The sequence below is a fragment of the Labedaea rhizosphaerae genome (genome assembly GCF_004362825.1).
In the GTDB taxonomy this organism is placed as follows: Bacteria; Actinomycetota; Actinomycetes; order Mycobacteriales; family Pseudonocardiaceae; genus Labedaea; species Labedaea rhizosphaerae.
In genome coordinates this window covers 130,288-148,758 of the sequence record NZ_SNXZ01000006.1, presented here as the reverse complement: position 1 = coordinate 148,758, position 18,471 = coordinate 130,288, and the positions used below count along the sequence as shown (strand labels likewise).

18 protein-coding genes are annotated in these 18,471 nt (G+C 70.6%); 7 read left to right on the top strand and 11 right to left on the bottom strand.

All coding sequences use genetic code 11. The features are described from left to right. Positions 1–162: 162 nt before the first annotated feature. Complete coding sequence (locus EV186_RS29590; RefSeq protein ID WP_133852759.1) at positions 163–774, bottom strand: alpha/beta hydrolase family protein; 612 nt, start codon at positions 772–774, stop codon at positions 163–165. Beyond that, positions 771–1,535 (bottom strand): SOS response-associated peptidase, encoded by a 765-nt coding sequence (locus EV186_RS29585; protein ID WP_133853095.1) that lies wholly within the window; start codon positions 1,533–1,535, stop codon positions 771–773. The genes EV186_RS29590 and EV186_RS29585 overlap by 4 nt, the downstream gene beginning before the upstream one ends. 78 nt (positions 1,536–1,613) lie before the next feature. Between EV186_RS29585 and aroA the strand changes: the two genes are divergently transcribed. The 3 genes from aroA to EV186_RS29570 all read left to right on the top strand — a co-directional run bounded on the left by aroA (position 1,614) and on the right by EV186_RS29570 (position 4,828). Continuing rightward, entirely contained in the window at positions 1,614–2,876 is a 1,263-nt protein-coding gene (aroA, locus tag EV186_RS29580) for a 3-phosphoshikimate 1-carboxyvinyltransferase (RefSeq protein WP_133852758.1), read from the top strand. Then, complete coding sequence (gene rsgA / locus EV186_RS29575; RefSeq protein WP_133852757.1) at positions 2,873–3,901, top strand: ribosome small subunit-dependent GTPase A; 1,029 nt, start codon at positions 2,873–2,875, stop codon at positions 3,899–3,901. Before aroA ends, rsgA begins: the two co-directional genes overlap by 4 nt. 96 nt (positions 3,902–3,997) lie before the next feature. Next, the gene (locus EV186_RS29570) at positions 3,998–4,828 is read left to right on the top strand and encodes an SCO4651 family lipoprotein (protein ID WP_133852756.1); all 831 of its coding nucleotides are present in this window, start codon (positions 3,998–4,000) and stop codon (positions 4,826–4,828) included. Positions 4,829–4,879: 51 nt separating this feature from the next. Here EV186_RS29570 and EV186_RS29565 read toward each other — a convergent pair whose 3' ends face one another. Continuing rightward, positions 4,880–5,161: a hypothetical protein gene (locus EV186_RS29565; RefSeq protein WP_133852755.1), complete on the bottom strand. Its 282-nt coding sequence runs from the start codon at positions 5,159–5,161 to the stop codon at positions 4,880–4,882. After that, complete coding sequence (locus tag EV186_RS29560) at positions 5,162–5,374, bottom strand: hypothetical protein (protein WP_133852754.1); 213 nt, start codon at positions 5,372–5,374, stop codon at positions 5,162–5,164. Positions 5,375–5,898: 524 nt separating this feature from the next. Here EV186_RS29560 and EV186_RS29555 point away from each other — a divergent pair. After that, positions 5,899–6,927: a fatty acid desaturase family protein gene (locus tag EV186_RS29555; protein WP_133852753.1), complete on the top strand. Its 1,029-nt coding sequence runs from the start codon at positions 5,899–5,901 to the stop codon at positions 6,925–6,927. A gap of 272 nt (positions 6,928–7,199) precedes the next feature. Further along, entirely contained in the window at positions 7,200–7,490 is a 291-nt protein-coding gene (locus EV186_RS29550; RefSeq protein WP_133852752.1) for a hypothetical protein, read from the top strand. A 222-nt stretch (positions 7,491–7,712) separates the two neighbouring features. Here the strand turns inward: EV186_RS29550 and pruA are convergent, their stop codons facing one another. The 3 genes from pruA to EV186_RS29535 form a co-directional block, all read right to left on the bottom strand. Continuing rightward, positions 7,713–9,341, bottom strand: coding sequence for an L-glutamate gamma-semialdehyde dehydrogenase (gene pruA / locus EV186_RS29545; protein WP_133852751.1), 1,629 nt, complete (start codon positions 9,339–9,341; stop codon positions 7,713–7,715). Positions 9,342–9,651: 310 nt separating this feature from the next. Beyond that, complete coding sequence (locus EV186_RS29540) at positions 9,652–10,155, bottom strand: DUF6912 family protein (protein ID WP_133852750.1); 504 nt, start codon at positions 10,153–10,155, stop codon at positions 9,652–9,654. Then, positions 10,152–11,552, bottom strand: coding sequence for a WS/DGAT/MGAT family O-acyltransferase (locus EV186_RS29535; RefSeq protein WP_133852749.1), 1,401 nt, complete (start codon positions 11,550–11,552; stop codon positions 10,152–10,154). Before EV186_RS29535 ends, EV186_RS29540 begins: the two co-directional genes overlap by 4 nt. Before the next feature lie 43 nt (positions 11,553–11,595). On the opposite strand from EV186_RS29535, the gene EV186_RS29530 reads away from it, so the two are divergent. After that, positions 11,596–12,366 carry a TrmH family RNA methyltransferase gene (locus EV186_RS29530; protein WP_166659386.1) on the top strand — a complete coding sequence of 257 codons (771 nt, stop codon included), beginning with the start codon at positions 11,596–11,598 and terminating at the stop codon, positions 12,364–12,366. Here EV186_RS29530 and EV186_RS29525 read toward each other — a convergent pair. Beyond that, positions 12,358–12,762, bottom strand: a complete 405-nt coding sequence (locus EV186_RS29525; RefSeq protein WP_424983618.1) for an HAD-IA family hydrolase — start codon at positions 12,760–12,762, stop codon at positions 12,358–12,360. The two genes, EV186_RS29530 and EV186_RS29525, sit on opposite strands and share 9 nt — an antisense overlap. Positions 12,763–12,845: 83 nt before the next feature. Here EV186_RS29525 and EV186_RS29520 point away from each other — a divergent pair, with 83 nt between their 5' ends. Beyond that, complete coding sequence (locus tag EV186_RS29520) at positions 12,846–13,292, top strand: Rv3235 family protein (RefSeq protein WP_133852748.1); 447 nt, start codon at positions 12,846–12,848, stop codon at positions 13,290–13,292. A gap of 69 nt (positions 13,293–13,361) precedes the next feature. Here EV186_RS29520 and secA read toward each other — a convergent pair whose 3' ends face one another. From secA to EV186_RS29505, 3 genes are all read right to left on the bottom strand, one after another. Continuing rightward, positions 13,362–16,232, bottom strand: a complete 2,871-nt coding sequence (gene secA, locus EV186_RS29515) for a preprotein translocase subunit SecA (RefSeq protein ID WP_133852747.1) — start codon at positions 16,230–16,232, stop codon at positions 13,362–13,364. Between the two features lie 225 nt (positions 16,233–16,457). Beyond that, the gene (gene hpf / locus EV186_RS29510; RefSeq protein ID WP_133852746.1) at positions 16,458–17,111 is read right to left on the bottom strand and encodes a ribosome hibernation-promoting factor, HPF/YfiA family; all 654 of its coding nucleotides are present in this window, start codon (positions 17,109–17,111) and stop codon (positions 16,458–16,460) included. Positions 17,112–17,788: 677 nt separating this feature from the next. Further along, on the bottom strand, positions 17,789–18,442 hold the full coding sequence (locus EV186_RS29505; RefSeq protein WP_133852745.1) for a ComF family protein: 654 nt from the start codon (positions 18,440–18,442) through the stop codon (positions 17,789–17,791). Positions 18,443–18,471: the final 29 nt, after the last annotated feature.

Here is an 18,471-nt window from a genome sequence, read left to right as displayed (position 1 = left end):
TGCCACACCCAAGCCGTTCATGATCAACTGGCCGCGGGGCGGAGGCCCACCCTCCCGGGGGCTCCCCCTTACCCAGTCTATCGGGTTTGAGCTGCGGAAACGGGCGCGTCGGCGATCTGTGGACAACTGCCCGCCTGTGGAAAACTCACGCACTGGGAACGCTCAGTCGAGGGGGCGCAGGATGCGGTTCAGCCACTCGGTCACCGTCTGGGCGATGACCTTGGGTTCCCGCTTCAACGAGTGGTCGCCCGGCAGCACGACCACCTCGCGGTGGTGGGCCGACGGGGGCATGCCGAACGGGTCGTTGTCGCCCTGGATGACCAGCGTGGGTTCCTCGACCGACTCCAGTTCCGGCAGCCGCGACTTCTCCGGCTTGCCCGGCGGGTGCACCGGGAACGCCAGGCACACCACGGCCACCGCCTGCCCCTCCGCGGCCGTCCGGCAGGCGACCCGCGCGCCCGAGGACCGCCCGCCGAAGACCAGGGGCAGGTCGTCGAACCACTGCGGGGCGAGCTGATCCACCACCGACAGCCACGCCGTGTCCAGCTGCGCCGCGGGCGCCGGGGCCCGGCGACCGGCCACCCGGTACGGCTGCTCGATCAACGCCACGTGCACGCCCGCCGCCCGCGCGCCCCGCGCCGCCGCGATCAGGTCCGGCGCGCCGAAGCCACCACCGGCGCCGTGCCCGAGCAGCAGCGCCGCGCGACCTTCCGGCGCGCAGTGCAGCTCGGCCCGCGCGTCGCCGTGCGGGGTGGGCACCAGGGTGGTGGTCATCCCGGGTTCCGTACCTCGTCGAGGTCGAACAGGGCCACCTCGTCGCCGCCGGGCTGGACCTCTTCGAGCAGCTCGGGACCGTCGTTCTTGACGCTGTTGACCTTGCTCGACACCGGCCGCACCTCCAGCGCGTCCAGCACCGGGTCGGGCGTGCGCACCAGCAGGTCGGTGACGTCCGCGGTGTCCGGGTCGAGCCACCGCGCCCAGTGATCCGGCGGCACCAGCATCGGCATCCGGTCGTGGATGTGCGCGAGCGGGCCCACGGACTCCGTCGTCAGCACGGTGCAGCTCAACACGGGCGGCCCGTCCGAGGCACGCCAGACCGCCCAGAGCCCGGCCATCGCGATGCTCAGGCCGTCGCGCCTGGTCATGAAGTACGGCTGCTTGGCCTTGCCCTCGCGCAGCCACTCGAACCAGCCGTCGGCCGGCACCAGGCAGCGCTTGGTGGCCAGCGACTTCTTGAACGCGGGCTTCGTGGCCACGCTCTCGTACCGCGCGTTGATCATCTTCGCGCCGCCGGAGAGGTCCTTGGACCAGCCCGGCACCAGGCCCCAGCGCATCACGCGGATGCTGCGCACGGTGGTCTTCGGGTCGGGCGTGCCGTCGGCGTCGCGCGGGTGGCGCTGCACCACGGCCAGCACCGGATCGGTGGGCGCGACGTTGTAGTCCGCGCCCGGCGCCTCGCCCTCGGTGCCGTCGACGGCGTCGAACTCGGCGGCCAGCGTCGCCGGGTCCTTGGTGCTCGCATACCTGCCGCACATGAGGCCGATGGTGTCACGCACCACCGACACATGCGAGCCGCCGCCCGGGATGACCTGCGGATGCGGGACCATTGGCGCATGACATGGCATGCCCCCGCCGCCCCCGGCCCGGTCCGCGGGACGGTCGCGGTCCCCGGCTCGAAGTCGATCACCAACCGGGCCCTGGTGCTTGCCGCGCTCGCCGACGGCGGCGGCACGGTCACCGGCGCGCTGCGCAGCCGCGACACCGACCTCATGGTCGCGGCGTTGCGCGCGCTCGGCGTGCCCGTCGAGGTCGACCACACGACGGTCGTGGTCGGCGCACACGCGGGATTCGCCGGGCCGGCGGACATCGACTGCGGGCTCGCGGGCACGGTCATGCGGTTCGTGCCGCCGATGGCCGCGCTGGCCAAGGGTGAGGTCCGCTTCGACGGCGACGCGCACGCCCGCACCCGGCCCATGGGCACCGTGCTGGACGCGTTGCGCACGCTCGGCGCGTCCGTCGACGGCGACCGGCTGCCCTTCACCCTGCACGGCAACGGCGGCCTGCGGGGCGGCGCGGTCACCATCGACGCGTCGGCGTCCTCGCAGTTCGTCTCCGCGCTGCTGCTCTCGGGCGCCCGCTACGAGCAGGGCGTCACCGTGCACCACGACGGCAAACCCGTGCCGTCCATGCCGCACATCGAGATGACCGTCGGCATGGTGCGGGCCGCGGGCGCCGCGGTGGACGACAGCGAGCCGAACACCTGGCGCGTGGCACCGTCACTGTTGGACAGTCGTGAGTGGACGGTCGAGCCGGATCTCTCCAATGCCACCGTCTTCCTCGGCGCCGCCGCGGCCACGGGCGGACGGGTCACCGTCCCCCGGTGGCCCGCTTCGACAACACAGGCGGGTGACGGCATCCGCGCGATCCTGGCCGAGATGGGCTGTACCGTCGAACTCTCCGCCGATGGCCTGATCGTCACCGGGCCGGATCGCCTGTCCGGCATCGACGTGGACCTGCACGACGTCAGCGAGCTGACGCCGACCGTCGCCGCGCTGGCGACGCTGGCGTCGGGACCGTCGCGATTGCGTGGCGTTGCCCACATCCGCGGGCACGAAACGGATCGCCTGGCCGCACTGGCCGCCGAGATCAACGGGCTCGGCGGCTCCGCCGAGGAGACCGAGGACGGCCTGGTCATCCGGCCCACGCCCCTGCACGGCGGCCTCTGGCACGCCTACGCCGACCACCGGATGGCCACCGCGGGCGCGCTCGTCGGCCTCGTGGTGGCGGGGGTCGAGGTCGACGACATCGGCTGCACGTCGAAGACGATGCCCGGATTCGTGGACCTGTGGGCGGAACTGGTGGGGTCGCGCCGGTGACCGGACGCCGACGCGACTGGAGCAAGCTGGACGAATCCGACGTGCGGGTCCGGCCGGGCAAGGGCACCCGGCCACGCAGCAAGCGCCGACCCGAGCACGCCGACGCGAGCACCGCGATGGTGATCGGCGTGGACCGCGGCCGGTGGACGTGCGCGCTGGACGACGACCCCACGCGGGTCGTGGTGGCGATGCGGGCGCGTGAGCTCGGCCGGACCCCGATCGTCGTCGGTGACCAGGTCGACCTGGTCGGCGACGTGTCCGGCAAGGTCGACGCGCTGGCCCGCATCGTGCGGGTCGGCGAGCGGCTGAGCGTGCTGCGCCGCACCGCCGACGACACCGACCCCTATGAGCGCATCGTGGTGGCCAACGCGGCCGAGTTGCTGATCGTGTGCTCGCTCGCCGATCCGCCGCCCCGCACCGGGTTTATCGACCGGTGCCTGGTCGCGGCCTACGCGGGCGGGTTGCAGCCGGTGCTGTGCCTGACCAAGTCCGACCTGGCCGGCCCCGAAGACCTGATCGCCGCCTACGCCGAACTCGACCTGCCGGTCCTGGTGACCCGCAGCGACCGCGAGCCCGACGAGGTGCGCGAACGGGTCACCGGCATCGTGTCGGCTCTGGTCGGGCACTCCGGGGTCGGCAAGTCGACGCTGGTCAACCGGCTGGTGCCGGACGCGCACCTGCGCACCGGCGTGGTCAGCGCGGTCGGCAAGGGCAGGCACACGTCGGTGGCGGCGGTCGCGCTCGCGCTGCCAGGCGGCGGCTGGGTGGTGGACACGCCGGGCGTGCGGTCCTTCGGGCTGGCCCACATCGAGCCGGACGACATCGTGAGCGCCTTCGAGGAGTTCGTCGAGGCGGCCGAGGAGTGCCCGCCCGGCTGCGGTCACCTGGGGGCGCCGGAGGACCCGGACTGCATGCTCGACCAGGTCGTCGCCGACGGCACGGCCTCGCCGGGCCGGCTCGACTCGCTGCGCAGGCTGCTGGCCTCGCGGGCCGGCCACGACGACCCGGATGCGCCGGATCACTGAATCGCTGGCAACGCGAGGCGGGATGCGCGCGTCTAAACTCAGGTAATGCCCGGACATCCCGGGCGAGCACAGCAAAGGTCAAGGGGGACGACCCTCATGCGCAAGTTCGCGTTCGCGGCCGTCGGCACCGCGCTCGCACTGTCACTGGTGGCCTGCGGCGGCAAGGACGGCACCGCGACCGGCCAGGCACAGGGCGGCAACGGCAACGGCGGCGGCCTGTCGATCATGGCGAACGTCGCCGACTTGGCCCACCAGGTCGACCAGGGCGCCAGCACCAGCAACAGTGCCAAGATCACCCTCGACGCCACCATGCAGGGCCAGGCCATCAAGGCCACCGGCGCCTACCGGCTCAAGCCCAGCGTGGCGATGGACATGACCATGAACACCCCCGAGGGTGCCATGCACATGGTCCTCGTCGACAACGTGCTCTACATCCAGCTGCCCGAGCAGGCACGCGGTCAGCTGGGTGACAAGCCGTGGGTGAAGATCTCCGCCAACGGCGACGACCCGATGTCGAAGATGCTCGGCTCGATGCTCACGACGGTGTCCGACAACGTCGACGTGACCAAGCAGATCCAGCAGATCAAGGACGCGGGCACCATCACCAAGTCGGCGCAGGAGAACCTCGACGGCCAGCAGGTGGTGCACTACTGGATCGACGTGGACGTCCAGAAGCTCGCCGCGCTGCAGAAGGACGAGCTGACGAAGACCGCGTTGGAGTCGTTGGCGAAGCAGGGCACCAAGACCCTCAAGTACGAGCTGTGGGTCCGCGGTGACGGCCTGCCCGCCAAGTTCACCACGCAGATGCCGGTCGGCTCCGGCCAGCCGGTGGCCGTGACGGTCGGGTTCAGCGACTGGGGCAAGCCGGTCACCGTGCAGGCACCGCCGGCCGACCAGGTCGGCGAGATGCCCAAGATGGGCGGCTGACCTACGGGTCATCGAGGCGGGCGTCCCGGTGGGGCGCCCGCCTTCGTCTTGTCAGCGGTTCGACGACGGGAAACGGCCGTCGCTCGCACCCAAGGCGATCAACGCCGTGTACTGGTCCTGCCAGGAGCGTTCGGTCGCCAGCAGATCGGCGAGCCGTTGCACCCAGGCCGCGTCGACCTGGGTGTTCTCGGTGGTCAGGTGGCGCTGGGTGTCCTCACGCGCGTGCAGCCAGTCCCGGAGCGTGGGCCGCAACTCAGGCCCGCCGACCTCGTCGGGTTCCTCGGTCTGGTCAGTCTGGTCGGGCTCGTCGGTTTCGTCGGGCTCGTCGGCCATTCAGGGCCGTTCGAGGCGACCGCCCACGGCCTCGCCCTCGTCCAGGCCGAGCATGGACAGCAGGCCGGCGTACTCCTGCGGGTTGTGGCAGTGCCGGGCCACCGTCCGGGTCGCTTTGTCGCGTTGGTCGTTGCGCTCCCGCTCGGCCCGGACCCTGCTCTGCGCGAACTGGGACATGGGGTGTTCGCCGGTTTGCTGGCGCGTCGAACTCATGATTTTTGTCTCTCCTGGCCGCCCTGGCAGATTCCGAAAATCCGTAGCCGAAATCACAGAATTGCGGGCGAATGGCATTCGGAAAACATAATTCGACTTTCGTTCAGTACAGCACACGGGTCAAGGAGCGTCAACACCGCCACGGCCCGCCTCCTGGCGTGTCCGAGGGCGGTGGAGTAGCGTTGGCCACGGAGAGTTGATTCGCCGAGCCGCGAGACCGGTTGCGAGGAGCACCGAAGCGGTCCGACACTGCCGAGCAGGCAGTGCCCCTGACCCGACGGCCACATCGGCAGTACTGGTTCCTATTGATTCACCCCGAACCACGCGCGCCCGGCACCCTCTCCCCCACGACTTCTTGAGGAGATTTCCCTTATGCAGAACGACATTCAACCCCGGCGCCCGGACCCGGTGGCCCGCGTGGTGTTCAGCCACCCGGCCGAAACCGAGCCGATGAACCAGCAAGCGGTGCAGCACCCGGACCGCGCCGCCCACTTCTCGTCAGACACCGACAAGCGCTCTAGCCGATGACGTCGCTGGCCGCGACCGGCAGCGAGTACGCGGCGCTCTCCCGCGAGGTGCGGGACGCCGGCCTGCTGCGCCGCCGGCACGGCTACTACGCCGTTCGGATCACCGTGAACCTGCTGGCCCTGGCCGGCGCCTGGGTCGCGTTCGCCTTCATCGGCGACAGCTGGTGGCAGCTGCTGGTCGCCATCGGTCTCGCGGTGATCTTCGCCCAGCTGGCCTTCATCGGCCACGACGCCGGGCACAAGCAGATCTTCCGCACCCGCAAACCGAACGACGTGATCGGGACCGTCCACGGTGGTCTGGTCGGGATGAGCTACCAGTGGTGGATGCACGGGCACAACCGCCACCACGCGAACCCGAACCACGAGGACCTGGACCCTGACATCGACATCGCCGCGCTGGCCTTCACGAGCCGGCAAGCGAAGCTGAAGCAGGGGTTCCTGCGCTGGATGGCCAAGCACCAGGCGGTGCTGTTCTTCCCGCTGCTCACCCTCGAGGGCCTGAGCCTGCACCTGGCCGGCGTCCGCGCGATCTTCCGCGGTGACACCAAGATGCGCAAGATCGAGGGCGCGCTGATGACCCTGCACATCGTCGGGTACCTGACGGCGGCGTTCCTTGTGCTGTCGCCGGGGGTCGCCGTGCTGTTCATCGTGGTGCACCAGGCGCTTTGGGGCGTCTACATGGGTTGTTCGTTCGCGCCCAGCCACAAGGGTATGCCGACCACGACCAACGAGTCCCTGGACTTCCTGCGCAAGCAGGTCCTGACGTCCCGCAACGTCCGCGGCGGCTGGTTCATCGAGTTCCTGATGGGCGGCTTGAACTACCAGGTGGAGCACCACCTGTTCCCGAACATGCCGCGCCCGCACCTGAAGCACGCGCAGCCGATCGTGGAGCGGTTCTGCGTGGCGCACGGCATCCCGTACACGCAAACCAGCCTGGCGCGCTCCTACCGGCTGGTGCTGGAGCACCTGCACGAGATGGGTGCTCCGCTGCGTGCCGCGGACCGGGCGGCGCGCGCCGCCGCCTGATCCGACTACCGCCAGCGGCGGTCCGAAGACGAACGAGGGCGTTCCCGGTGTTCCGGGAACGCCCTCGTTTTGTGCTCAGAGTGCGTTGATCGTGTGGGCGCCCGCGATGGTCTGGGTGATCCGGTTGCCCGCGCGATCCGTCGCGGTCCACGAAGTGCTGGTCCGCGGGGATGGCGCCGTCGTCGCGGAACGCCGCGTCGTAGGTGTCGTCGGGACCGGTGCCACCGGCCCGGCCGGGTGAGATGGCGGCCCACTTCAGGATGGTGCTACGGATGCCGACCAGCGGCGCCGGGGCGGCGTTGACCACCATGCGATTGGAGCCGGGGACGAACGCGCTCATGGTCCAGCTCGCGCCGGTGGCGTCGGTGCGCACCGCGATCCGTCCACTGTGGTCGGTCACCGTGGGCCGCGGCGCGGCCACGGTCACCAGCGAGGTGGCGGTTCGCTCGTCCGCGGTGATCGTGGTCGTGCCGGTGCTGGACACCTCCGGGTACCTCGACGACGGCGTCGGCACGAACGTGCAGTTGCTGCTGGACAACGCACTTGGCGGTCCGGCCCGCTGAACGCGCGGAAGTTGTTGCGGTCCTGACCGCTGACCGAATACGTCAAGCGGCCGTCGAGGTGGGTGAACCGCACCTGGCCCGCCGGGCTCGCGGTGGATGGCGCGGCGGTGCTGGAGACCGTGGGAGTGGTGGTCGCCACAATCGCGGCGGCCACCAGTCCCACGGTGGGTCGGAAGGTCATGCTCCTGCTTGACCGAACAGGAGCAGACCGTTCCCCCTCGGTCAGCCCATGTGCGGGTACCCGTGGGCGGTCGGCGGCACGAACGTCTCCTTGACCGCCCGCGGGCTCACCCACCGCTGCAGGTTGTAGATGGACCCGGCCTTGTCGTTGGTCCCCGAGGCGCGCGCACCGCCGAACGGCTGCTGGCCGACGACCGCCCCGGTGGGCTTGTCGTTGACGTAGAAGTTGCCCGCGCTGAATCGCAGCGCCTGGTGGGCCTCCTCCACGGCCGCGCGGTCGGTGGCGAACACCGCACCGGTCAACGCGTACGGGGTCGACGTGTCGACCAGGTCGAGGATCTTCGAGTAGTCCTCGTCCGGGTAGACGAACACGGCGAGGATCGGGCCGAAGAACTCGGTGGTGAACACGTCGTGGTGCGGGTCGTCGCCGACGAGCACCGTCGGCTGCACGAAGTAGCCGACCCGGTCGTCGGCCACGCCACCGGCGAGGATCTCGACCAGGTTCTCGTTGCGCACCTGCTCGAACAGCTCGCTGTGCTTGGTGAACGCCCGGTCGTCGATCACCGCACCGCCGAAGTGGCTGAAGTCGGTCACGTCACCGAAGGACAGCGACTTCGCGGTGTCGACCAGCTGGTCGCGGACCCCGCCCTCCCACAGCGAACGCGGGATGTACGCACGGGAGGCGGCCGAGCACTTCTGGCCCTGGTACTCGTAGGCACCGCGCACGAGCGCGGTCGCCAGGCCGGCCGGGTCGGCCGACGGGTGCGCGACGACGAAGTCCTTGCCACCGGTCTCACCGACGATGCGCGGGTAGCTGCGGTAGTGGTCGAGGTTGTCGGCCATCTTGCGCCACAGGTACTTGAACGTCTTGGTGGAGCCGGTGAAGTGCAGGCCCGCGAAGTCCTCGTCGGCCAGGGCGACCTCGCTGACCGCGACGCCGTCGCCGGTGACCAGGTTGATCACGCCGTCGGGCAGGCCGGCCGCCTGCAGCAGGCGCATCGTGTAGTGCGCGGCGAGCGACTGGGTGGGCGAGGGCTTCCAGATGACCGTGTTGCCCATCAGCGCGGGCGCGGTGGGCAGGTTGCCCGCGATCGCGGTGAAGTTGAACGGGGTGATCGCGGTGACGAACCCCTCGAGCGGCCGGTGGTCGAACCGGTTCCACATGCCGGGGCTGGACATCGGCTGCTCTTCGAGCACCCGGCGCGCGAAGTGCACGTTGAAGCGCCAGAAGTCGATCAGCTCGCAGGCGCTGTCGATCTCGGCCTGCTGCACCGTCTTGGACTGGCCGAGCATGGTCGCGGCGTTGAGAGTGTCACGCCAGGGCCCGGCGAGCAGGTCGGCGGCGCGCAACAGGATGGCGGCGCGCTCGTCGAAGGGCAGGGCACGCCACGCGGGCGCGGCCTGCTTGGCCGCGGCGACCGCGTCGGCCACGTCCTGCTGGGTGGCCTGCGCGGCGACGCCCAGCACGTGCGCGCGGTCGTGCGGCTGCACGACGTCGACGGCGTCACCGCCCGCCATCCGGTGCTTGCCGCCGATGGTCATGGTGAATTCGTGCTTGTCGCCCTCGAGTTCGGCGATGCGGCGCTGCAAGGACTCCCGCTCCGGACTCCCCGGCGCGTAGCCGCGCACCGGTTCGTTGGACGGTGCGGGCACGGACGAAACGGCGTCCATCGGCTGGCTCGCCTCCTGTCTGATCTGTGTCTGATCTGTGCTCGGGTAGGGCCCACGGGGGTGGTGCGGGCCCGCCGGGTTCCAGGCCATTCCATCCTGCTTCGGCCGCGTTGGCAAACCACCTGTCCACAGGCTGCCCTTCGCAACCCCGGGTTATCCACAGATTCGCCCACAGCGGCCCACAACCCCCTTGACCTCGATAGACTGGCTGCAGGGGTGCCCCCGGGACGGGTGGGGGCTGGGGTCACGCGGGCGCGCGCGAGGAAACAGGGGGCGCGAGAGGTGCCGCGGGTGCGCGGTGTGTGTCGCGCTACATCAGGTCCAGCAGGAACGGCAGTTCCTGGGTCGCGTACCAGGCCAGCTCGAAGTCCTCGGCGTCGCCGAGGGTGAACTCCGCGTCCGGGTCGCCCAGGTCGGCCTTGTCGATCACCTCGCTGGCCGCGCGGACGGCGTCCTCGGCCTCCTCGGTGTCCACGTGCACGGCCGCGACCTCGCGCATCGGCACCGGCCCGGACAGCCGCACGACGGCGAAGTCCAGGTCCGGGCGCAGCTGCACGTCCTCGACGTCCGCGGACACGACCACCCGTCGCGGCATCGCCTTCGGGTCCTCGGCCAGCTCCGCCGCCAGCAGCCGCAGCGACGCCCGGCTGGCATCCAGCATGGCCGCGTACTCCAGCTCCTCGTCGCCGCCGGTCGCGTACGACTCGCGGAACGCGGGCGTGACCGCGAACGCGGTGCCGCCCAGCGCGGTCAGCTCGCCGGACTCGCTCAGCTTGCGCAACATGGCGATCGTCGCCGGGATGTAGACCCTCATGCGCGTACCACCATGGACAGCTCCTCCAACGACTCCTCCAGCATGCGTGCCAGAACGTCCACATCGGACATCGCGTCCCGGTCGCCGGTCAGTCCGAAGTAGACACCGCCGTCGTAGGACGTGACGCCGATCGCGAGCGCCTGGTTGCGGGCCAGCGGCATGACCGGGTACATCTCGGTCATCCGCGCGGTGCCCGCATACAACGGCTGTTGCGACCCCGGGACGTTGGTCACGACCAGGTTGAAGATCCGGTTCGAGAACGAGTTCGCGGCCCGCGCCCCCAGCGAGTGCAACGTCGGTGGCGCGAACCCGGTGACCCGCAGCAGCGCGCTCGCCGCGACCGAGCGCACCGAGTCGTTGTGCTTGAGCATCGCGTGGCTGATGTGGTTCAGCCGCACCACCGCGCTCGGCTCGCCGACCGGCAGGTCGACCAGGTACGGGGTGACCCGGTTGCCGAGCAGACCCGGCACCGCGCCGTCGACCTCCTCGTCGCGCACCGCGAGCGGCACCAGCGCCCGGACCTGCGCCGACGAGGTCACCTCCCGACCACGCGACAACAGCCAGCCGCGCAACGCACCGGCGACCATCGCGAGCACCACGTCGTTGACCGTACCGCCGTGCGCCGCGCGGACCGCGCGCACGTCCGCCAAGCGCACCCGCGCCATCGCGAACCGGCGCTGGTTGCCGATCGGCACGTTGAGCGGGCCGGACGCCGCCGGGCGCGCGGTCACGACGCCGCCGACGGACGAGACGAACCGGCGCGCCCCGGTGAGCACGTCACCGGCGACGGCGCGGGCGTTCTCGACGACCGCCTTGGGGCTCTGCACGGTCTCCGCGACCGCGTCCAGCACCAGCTTCGCCTGGCTCGGCGGGTGCCGGGGCAGCCACCTCTCCTCACCGGAGTCCGCGGTGTGGTCGGTGTACGGGCTGTTGTCGAGGATCACCTGCGCGATGTCGATCGTGCGCACCCCGTCGACCATCGCCTGGTGGGTCTTGGTGATCAGCGCGACGTGCCCGCGGGCGAGGCCTTCGACCAGGTAGGCCTCCCAGAGCGGCCGGTCCTTGTCCAACGGCCGCGACACCAGCCGGGCGACGAGCTCGCGCAGCTGCTCGCTGTTGCCCGGCTTGGGCAGCGCGGAGCGGCGCACGTGGTAGGTGAGGTCGAAATCGGTGTCGTCGATCCAGACCGGCCGGGCCAGGTGCCCGGGCACCTGGACGACCTTCTGGCGGTAGCGCGGCACCATCGGCAGCCGCTGCTCCATCAACCGGACGAACTGCTCGTAGTCGAAGCCGGAGCGGGGTTTGCGGAACACCGCGACGCTGCCCACGTGCATCGGGGTCGTCGCGTCCTCCAGGTAGAGGAAGGACGCGTCGAGCGCTGACAGGCGGTCCGGCATGAACCGATCCTGACACACCGCGTGGCCGCGCAGGTGACGTGGAATGCTGCCGGGCGTGGACACCAGCACGTCGCCCAAGGACAGGTTCGTCACCGTGTACGGGCGCAAGCCCGTGCTCGAGGCCCTCGCCGACCCGGCGTTGTCGGTGGACAAGGTGGTGCTCGCCGACACCGCCCGCGGCCAGGCGGCGGCCCAGATCCTCGACGCGGCCGCGGCGCGCGGGGTCCGGGTGCAGCGGGCGTCGGCGCACCGGGTGAAGGTGCTCGCGGGCAACGGCAAGCAGGACCAGGGCGTGCTCGCCGACGTGGTCGCGCCCCGGATGCGCCTGCTGAGCCAGGCGTTGCGCGAGCCCCGGCCCCCGCGCAGCGTGTTGCTGCTGGACGGGATCACCACGCCCGCGAACGTCGGCATGATCCTGCGCACGGCGACCGCGGCCGGGATCGACGGCATCGTGGTGCCCCGCCGCGGCGTGGCCGGGCTGGACCCGATGGTGGTGAAGGCGTCGGCCGGGGTGGCCTTCCACGCGCCGGTGTTGCGGTGCCCGACCCCCGCGGACGCGGCCGCCTTGCTGCGGGAGTCCGGGTACCCGCTGTTCGCGCTGGCCGCGGACGCGCGGCAGTCGCTCTTCACGGCCGAACTGCCGCCGCGGGCGGCGTTCGTGCTGGGCAGCGAGACGGCCGGGGTGTCGCCGGAGGTCGCGCAGGCGGTGACCGACCGGGTGTCGATCCCGATGAGCGGTGGCGTGGAGTCGCTCAACGTCGCGAGCGCGGCGGCCGTGTTGTGCTTCGAGCTGTTGCGGCGGCGCTCAGGGTAGGAGGGCCGCCAGCTCGGCGAGGGTGGCCTCGGCGCGGCGGTGGTGGACGCCGACCATGCCCGCGGCGACCGCGCCCCGGACGTTGCCGATGAGGTCGTCGACGAACACGCACTGGCTCGTCGCGACGCCGAGCTTGTCGGCGGTGAGCCGGAAGATGCGGACGTCGGGCTTGGCCAGGCCGACCTCGCCGGAGAGCACGACGGCGTCGAAGACGTCGGGCAACCAGTCGGGTCCGACCTCGGCGTTGGAGATCATCGCGGTGCGGATGCCCCGCTCGTGGGCCGCGCGGACGGCGGTGAGGATCGGCGGTTCGCGCTGCGGGTCGCCGTCGACATCGGTCAGGACACCGGCGTAGTCGACGATCAGGGCCCGCAACACCGCGTCACGGTAACTCACCGGATGGGGTGGTTGCTGCCCTGGCACGCGGGGCCGGCGCCTCTGTTGGGCGTCCGCACCTACTGACTGCTGGGGGAACGGCGTTGGCCGCCATCCACACCCTGCCCGCCTACGAACCACCGCGTGGCCGGCCCTTGCGGGACTGGCGTGCCCGCCGCGCGTCGCCGCCGTTGCGGGTCCTGCCGCCGACCCCGCCGGGGCCCACCTGGGGTGAACCACCGGAGATGCACCACCGGCTCGTCCGGCTGGTGGCGACGTTGCTGGAGGTCCTCGACGGGAGCCGGCCGGTGGCACAGCTGAAGATGCTGATCACCGAGGACGTGCGCGCGGCCGCGACGGCTCGCGCGCAGGAGGCTTCCGGGGTGCGGTACCGGTTGCGGCGCCTGCACAGTTGCCGGCCCACCGAACGGGCGATCGAGTTGACCGCCATCGCCGCCACCGGGGTGTCCGATAAGGACAGAGCGGTGGCCGTACGGCTCGACCGCCGCACCGACGGCTGGGTCTGCACCACACTGGAAGTCATTGCCTGACAAGGACTTCAAGACGCGAATACCCGCCCACGCGCGGCGTGGGCGGGTATTCGGCTCCGGCTTCGGTGCTTAGCGGCGGGCGCCCTTCTTGGCCTGCTTCGCCTGCTGGCGGGCCGCCTCCCGGCGCTCGCGGCGGGTGCCGCCCTCGCCGCCGCCACCAGCGGCCCCGCCGGTGCGGTTGCCGTTGCCGCGGGACTTGACCTGGCCGTCCTCGGCCGGGCCGCTGTAGGTCAGGCGCTGCTGCGCGGCCGCGGGCTGGTCCAGGCCCCGGGCGCGCAGGGCGGTGGGCACCTGCCGCTGCGCCCGCTCCTGCTCGGCCAGCTGCGCGGCACGGGCGGCCTGGGCGGCTTGGGCCCGGCGCTGCTCGTGCACGCGCTGGGCCTGCTGGCCCGCCGCCGTCACCTGGGCCGGCAACGCGGACGGGCTCAGCTGGACCTGCGGCTGCTCCTGCTGCTCGACCTGCAGGTTGAACAGGAAGCCGACCGTCTCCTCCTTCAACGCGTCGAGCATCGCGTTGAACATCTCGAAGCCCTCGCGCTGGTACTCGATCACCGGGTCGCGCTGGGCCAGGGCACGCATGCCGATGCCCTCTTTGAGGTAGTCCATCTCGTAGAGGTGCTCGCGCCACTTGCGGTCCAGGACCGACAGCATGACCCGCCGCTCCAGCTCGCGCATCGCGCCTTCGCCGACCTGGGCGTTGATCTCCGCCTCGCGCTCGCGGTAGGCGCGGTGCGCGTCCGCGACGATGACCTCGGTCAACGTGGTCGAGTCGAGGTCGCCGTGCTCGTCGACCACGTCCTCCCACTTCAGCGAGAGCGGGAACAGCGTCTTCAGCGCCGTCCACAGCTTCTCGTGGTCCCAGTCCTCGACGTAGCCGTCGGCGGTCTCGCCCTCGACGTACGCGGTCACCACGTCGTTGATCATGTGCTCGACCTGCTCGGACAGGTCCTCACCCTCGAGCACGCGCCTGCGCTCGGCGTAGATCACCTTGCGCTGCTCGTTCATGACCTCGTCGTACTTGAGGACGTTCTTGCGGATCTCGAAGTTCTGCTGCTCCACCTGCGTCTGCGCGCTGCGGATCGCGCGGGTGACCAGCTTGGCCTCGATCGGCACGTCCTCGGGCAGGCGCATCGTGGTCATCACGCGCTCGACCATCGCCGCGTTGAAGCGGCGCATCAGCTCGTCTTCCAGCGACAGGTAGAACCGGGACTCACCCGGGTCACCCTGGCGGCCGGAACGACCACGCAGCTGGTTGTCGATGCGGCGCGACTCGTGCCGCTCGGTGCCCAGCACGTAGAGACCGCCGACCTCGCGCACGCCCTCACCGGCCTGGCGGCACTCCTCGGTGAGGTCCTCGATCATCGCGTCCCAGGCCGCCTGGTACTCCTCCGGCGTCTCCACCGGGTCGAGGCCCTGATCGCGCAGCTCGTGGTCGGCGATGATGTCGGCGTTGCCGCCGAGCACGATGTCGGTACCGCGACCGGCCATGTTGGTGGCGACCGTGACCGCGCCGGTGCGCCCGGCGCTCGCCACGATCAGCGCCTCACGGTCGTGGTGCTTGGCGTTGAGCACCTCGTGCGGGATGCCCATCCGCAACAGCAGCTTCGACAGGTACTCCGAGCGCTCCACGCTGGTCGTGCCGACCAGCACGGGCTGGCCCTCTTCGTGCCGTTCGGCGATGTCCTCGGCGACCGCCTGGAACTTCGCCTCCTCGGTCTTGTAGATCAGGTCGGCCTGGTCCTTGCGGACCATCGGCCGGTTGGTCGGGATCGGGACGACGCCGACCTTGTAGATCTGGTGCAGCTCGGCCGCCTCGGTCTGGGCGGTACCGGTCATGCCGGAGAGCTTGTCGTAGAGCCGGAAGTAGTTCTGCAGGGTGATCGTGGCCAGCGTCTGGTTCTCGGCCTTGATCTCGACGCCTTCCTTGGCCTCGATCGCCTGGTGCATGCCCTCGTTGTAGCGGCGGCCAGCCAGGATGCGGCCGGTGAACTCGTCGACGATCAGGACCTCGCCCTGGCGGACGATGTAGTCCTTGTCCTTCTTGTAGAGCTCCTTGGCCTTGATCGCGTTGTTCAGGTAACCGACCAGCGGCGTGTTCGCGGCCTCGTAGAGGTTGTCGATGCCCAGCTGGTCCTCGATGAACTCGACGCCCGACTCTGTCACGCCGACGGTGCGCTTGCGCTCGTCGACCTCGTAGTGGGTGTCCTTCTTCATCATCGGCACGAGCCGCGCGAACTCCTGGTACCAGCGCGACGAACCGTCGGCGGGGCCGGAGATGATCAGCGGGGTGCGAGCCTCGTCGATGAGGATCGAGTCGACCTCGTCGACGATGGCGAAGTTGTGGCCGCGCTGGACGCAGTCCTCGAGGCTCCACGCCATGTTGTCGCGCAGGTAGTCGAAGCCGAACTCGTTGTTCGTGCCGTAGGTGATGTCGGCGGCGTAGGACTCGCGGCGCTGGTCCGGGCTCATCTCCGACAGGATCGCGCCGACCTTGAGGCCCATGAAGCGGTGGACGCGGCCCATCCACTCCGCGTCGCGCTTGGCCAGGTAGTCGTTGGTGGTGACCACGTGCACGCCGTCGCCGGAGATCGCGTTGAGGTAGGCGGCGAGCACCGAGGTGAGCGTCTTGCCCTCACCGGTCTTCATCTCGGCGACGTAACCGAGGTGCAGCGCGGCACCACCCATGAGCTGCACGTCGAAGTGGCGCTGGCCCAGCACCCGGCGAGCGGCCTCGCGGACCGCGGCGAACGCCTCGGGCAGCAGGTCGTCGAGCGACTCGCCGTCCTGGTAGCGCTCGCGGAACTCGTCGGTCTTCGCCCGCAATTCCTCGTCGGAGAGGTCGGCGACGTCGTCCTCAAGCGAATTGACCTGCGCGACGATGCGGCGCAGGTGCTTGAGAATCTTTCCCTCGCCCGCGCGGAGCACTCGGGACAGCACCATCCGGTCGACCTCACTACAGATTGGCGGCGCGCCCTGGAGCGGGCGCCTTCGTGGTCATCGTAGGCAACGCGTCGCGCACCAGGTACCGACGGCAGTGGCCAACGGTTGCCTCTAGATGAAACGGAACACGTCGCACCATAGTTCCATGGGCGGTTTCGGCAGGTCACCGGCATGACGGTGCCCCGGGACAGCCGTCCCGGGGCACCGTCATCACACGGATGGAGGTCAGGTGGTCAGGCTCAGCACGCCGTAGTCGAAGCCCTTGCGTCGGTAGACGACGCTCGGGCGGCCGGTCTCGGCGTCGACGAAGAGGTAGAAGTCGTGTCCGACCAGTTCCATCTCGTAGAGGGCCTGGTCGACGCGCATCGGGGTGGAGGGGTGCTCCTTCTCCCGCACGATGCGGCCCGGTTGCTGGTCGGCGACGCCGTCGTCCCAGCGTTGGCGTGGAATGCCGGGTTCGGCCACATCATCTTCGAGTTCCGGTGCGTCGAGCACGGCGGTCGACGCGAGTTGCGCGCCGTTGACCGGTTCGCCGTTCGTCGCGGCCGCGACGGACGCGGGCGTTCGTCGTCCGTAGTGGACCCGCCTGCGGTCGTGCAGGCGGCGGAGTCGGTTCTCCAGTTTGGTCACCGCGCAGTCGAGAGCGGCGTAGAAGTCGGCCGCACACGCTTCGGCGCGGACCGCGGCTCCCCTGCGGTTGACGGTGATCTCGACTCGCTGGCAGTTCTTGGCCTGCCGGCGGTTGGGCTCGTGGAAGAGTTCGACGTCGAAACGGATGACCTTGCGGTCGTAACGCTCGAGGCGGCTTACCTTCTCCTCGACGTGGGCCCGATAGTGATCGGGCACCTCAACGTTACGGCCCTTTACGACGATGTCCATACACGACCTCCCTCGCTTTGCTGCGAGTACCTCGTTCGGTCACTGAACTGCGGCGCCGGAACGGCGAGCGGATGGTTGAAGTCGCGAGCGGGCCGGTGGCGGGACGTCTCCCGGAACGGGCCGTCGCGCTCAACGCACCTCCGGCGCCAGGGACATGGGCTGATCGCCTCCTCCCGGTGAACCGGAATCGCTGATAGCGCAGCACGTTAGCCCGGTGTGCCGAGGAGCAACAGTCCCCTTGACGGGCGATGGACCGCCGATGACGATCTTGTGCTGCGTGACGGGCCAGTTGTCGCGCCGATACCCGACCGTGACCCGCACGTCCAGATGAGCGGACCCGGATTCACCCCACCGGCGCATCGACCGGCACTCGTCCGGGGGTCCACCACGGCGGTCGCGCGGCCCCCGGGCGATCGTCTCCCGATCCTGGGGGTGCTCGCGGTGCCGCCTCATGTCTGGTGAACGGGCGGCGGACGACCGAGGTTCCCGGGGAACGAAATCACCCGATCGGGGGTATGCGGAGGTAACGAGTGGATCTTTTGCCTGGTCAGAGGTTCGAGACCCGACGAACCGCGCTGGTGGGGCGGTACTGCGTCGAGCCTGGCGCATGGCCCTGCGGGTGTCCGGCGGGTGGCGGCGGAAAACACGCGAGCCGAACTTTTTTGATCAAGCACGGGTCAGCGAGCCGGCAGGGCCGCGGTGATCGCGAGCGTCGCGCTCACCCGCACCCCGGCGCCCCGGAGTGCCTCCTTGCACGCCGCCGCCGTGGCACCGGTGGTGATCACGTCGTCGAGCAGGACCACCGGGGAACCGCGGGGTGGCAAGGCCTTGCGCACCACGTGGACGCGGCCGGCCAGGTTGGCCCGGCGCGCGGCCGCGTCGAAGCCGACCGAGTCCTTGGCCCGGCGGTCCAGGCGCAACGCCGGCACCACCACGGCGGGCTGGCCCGCTCGGCACAACGACCGGGCGCACGCCTTCGCCACCGCCGGCAGGTGACCACCCCAGCGGCGGCGGTTCGCCGACGGGCGCGACGGCGCGGGCACGAGCAACCACCGGCCGTCCGGCGCGGCCCGGGCCTCGGGCACGCGCGGCAACGCCTCGGCCAGCGCGAGGCCCAGCGGCACGACCAGATCGCGGCGGTCGCGTTCCTTCAACGCGAGCACGGCCCGGCGCGGCTCGGCGGCATAGCGGGCCAGGGCGTAGCGACCGGCACCCACCGGGAACGGGTCGGCGAGCGTGCGCGCGCACGACGCGCACCAGGCGGCGCCCGCGCCGTCGCAGCCCGCGCAACGCAGGGGAACCAGCAGGTCGAACACGGTGGTCTTGGTCATGGCGGCAGGATGCCAGCGACCACCGACAG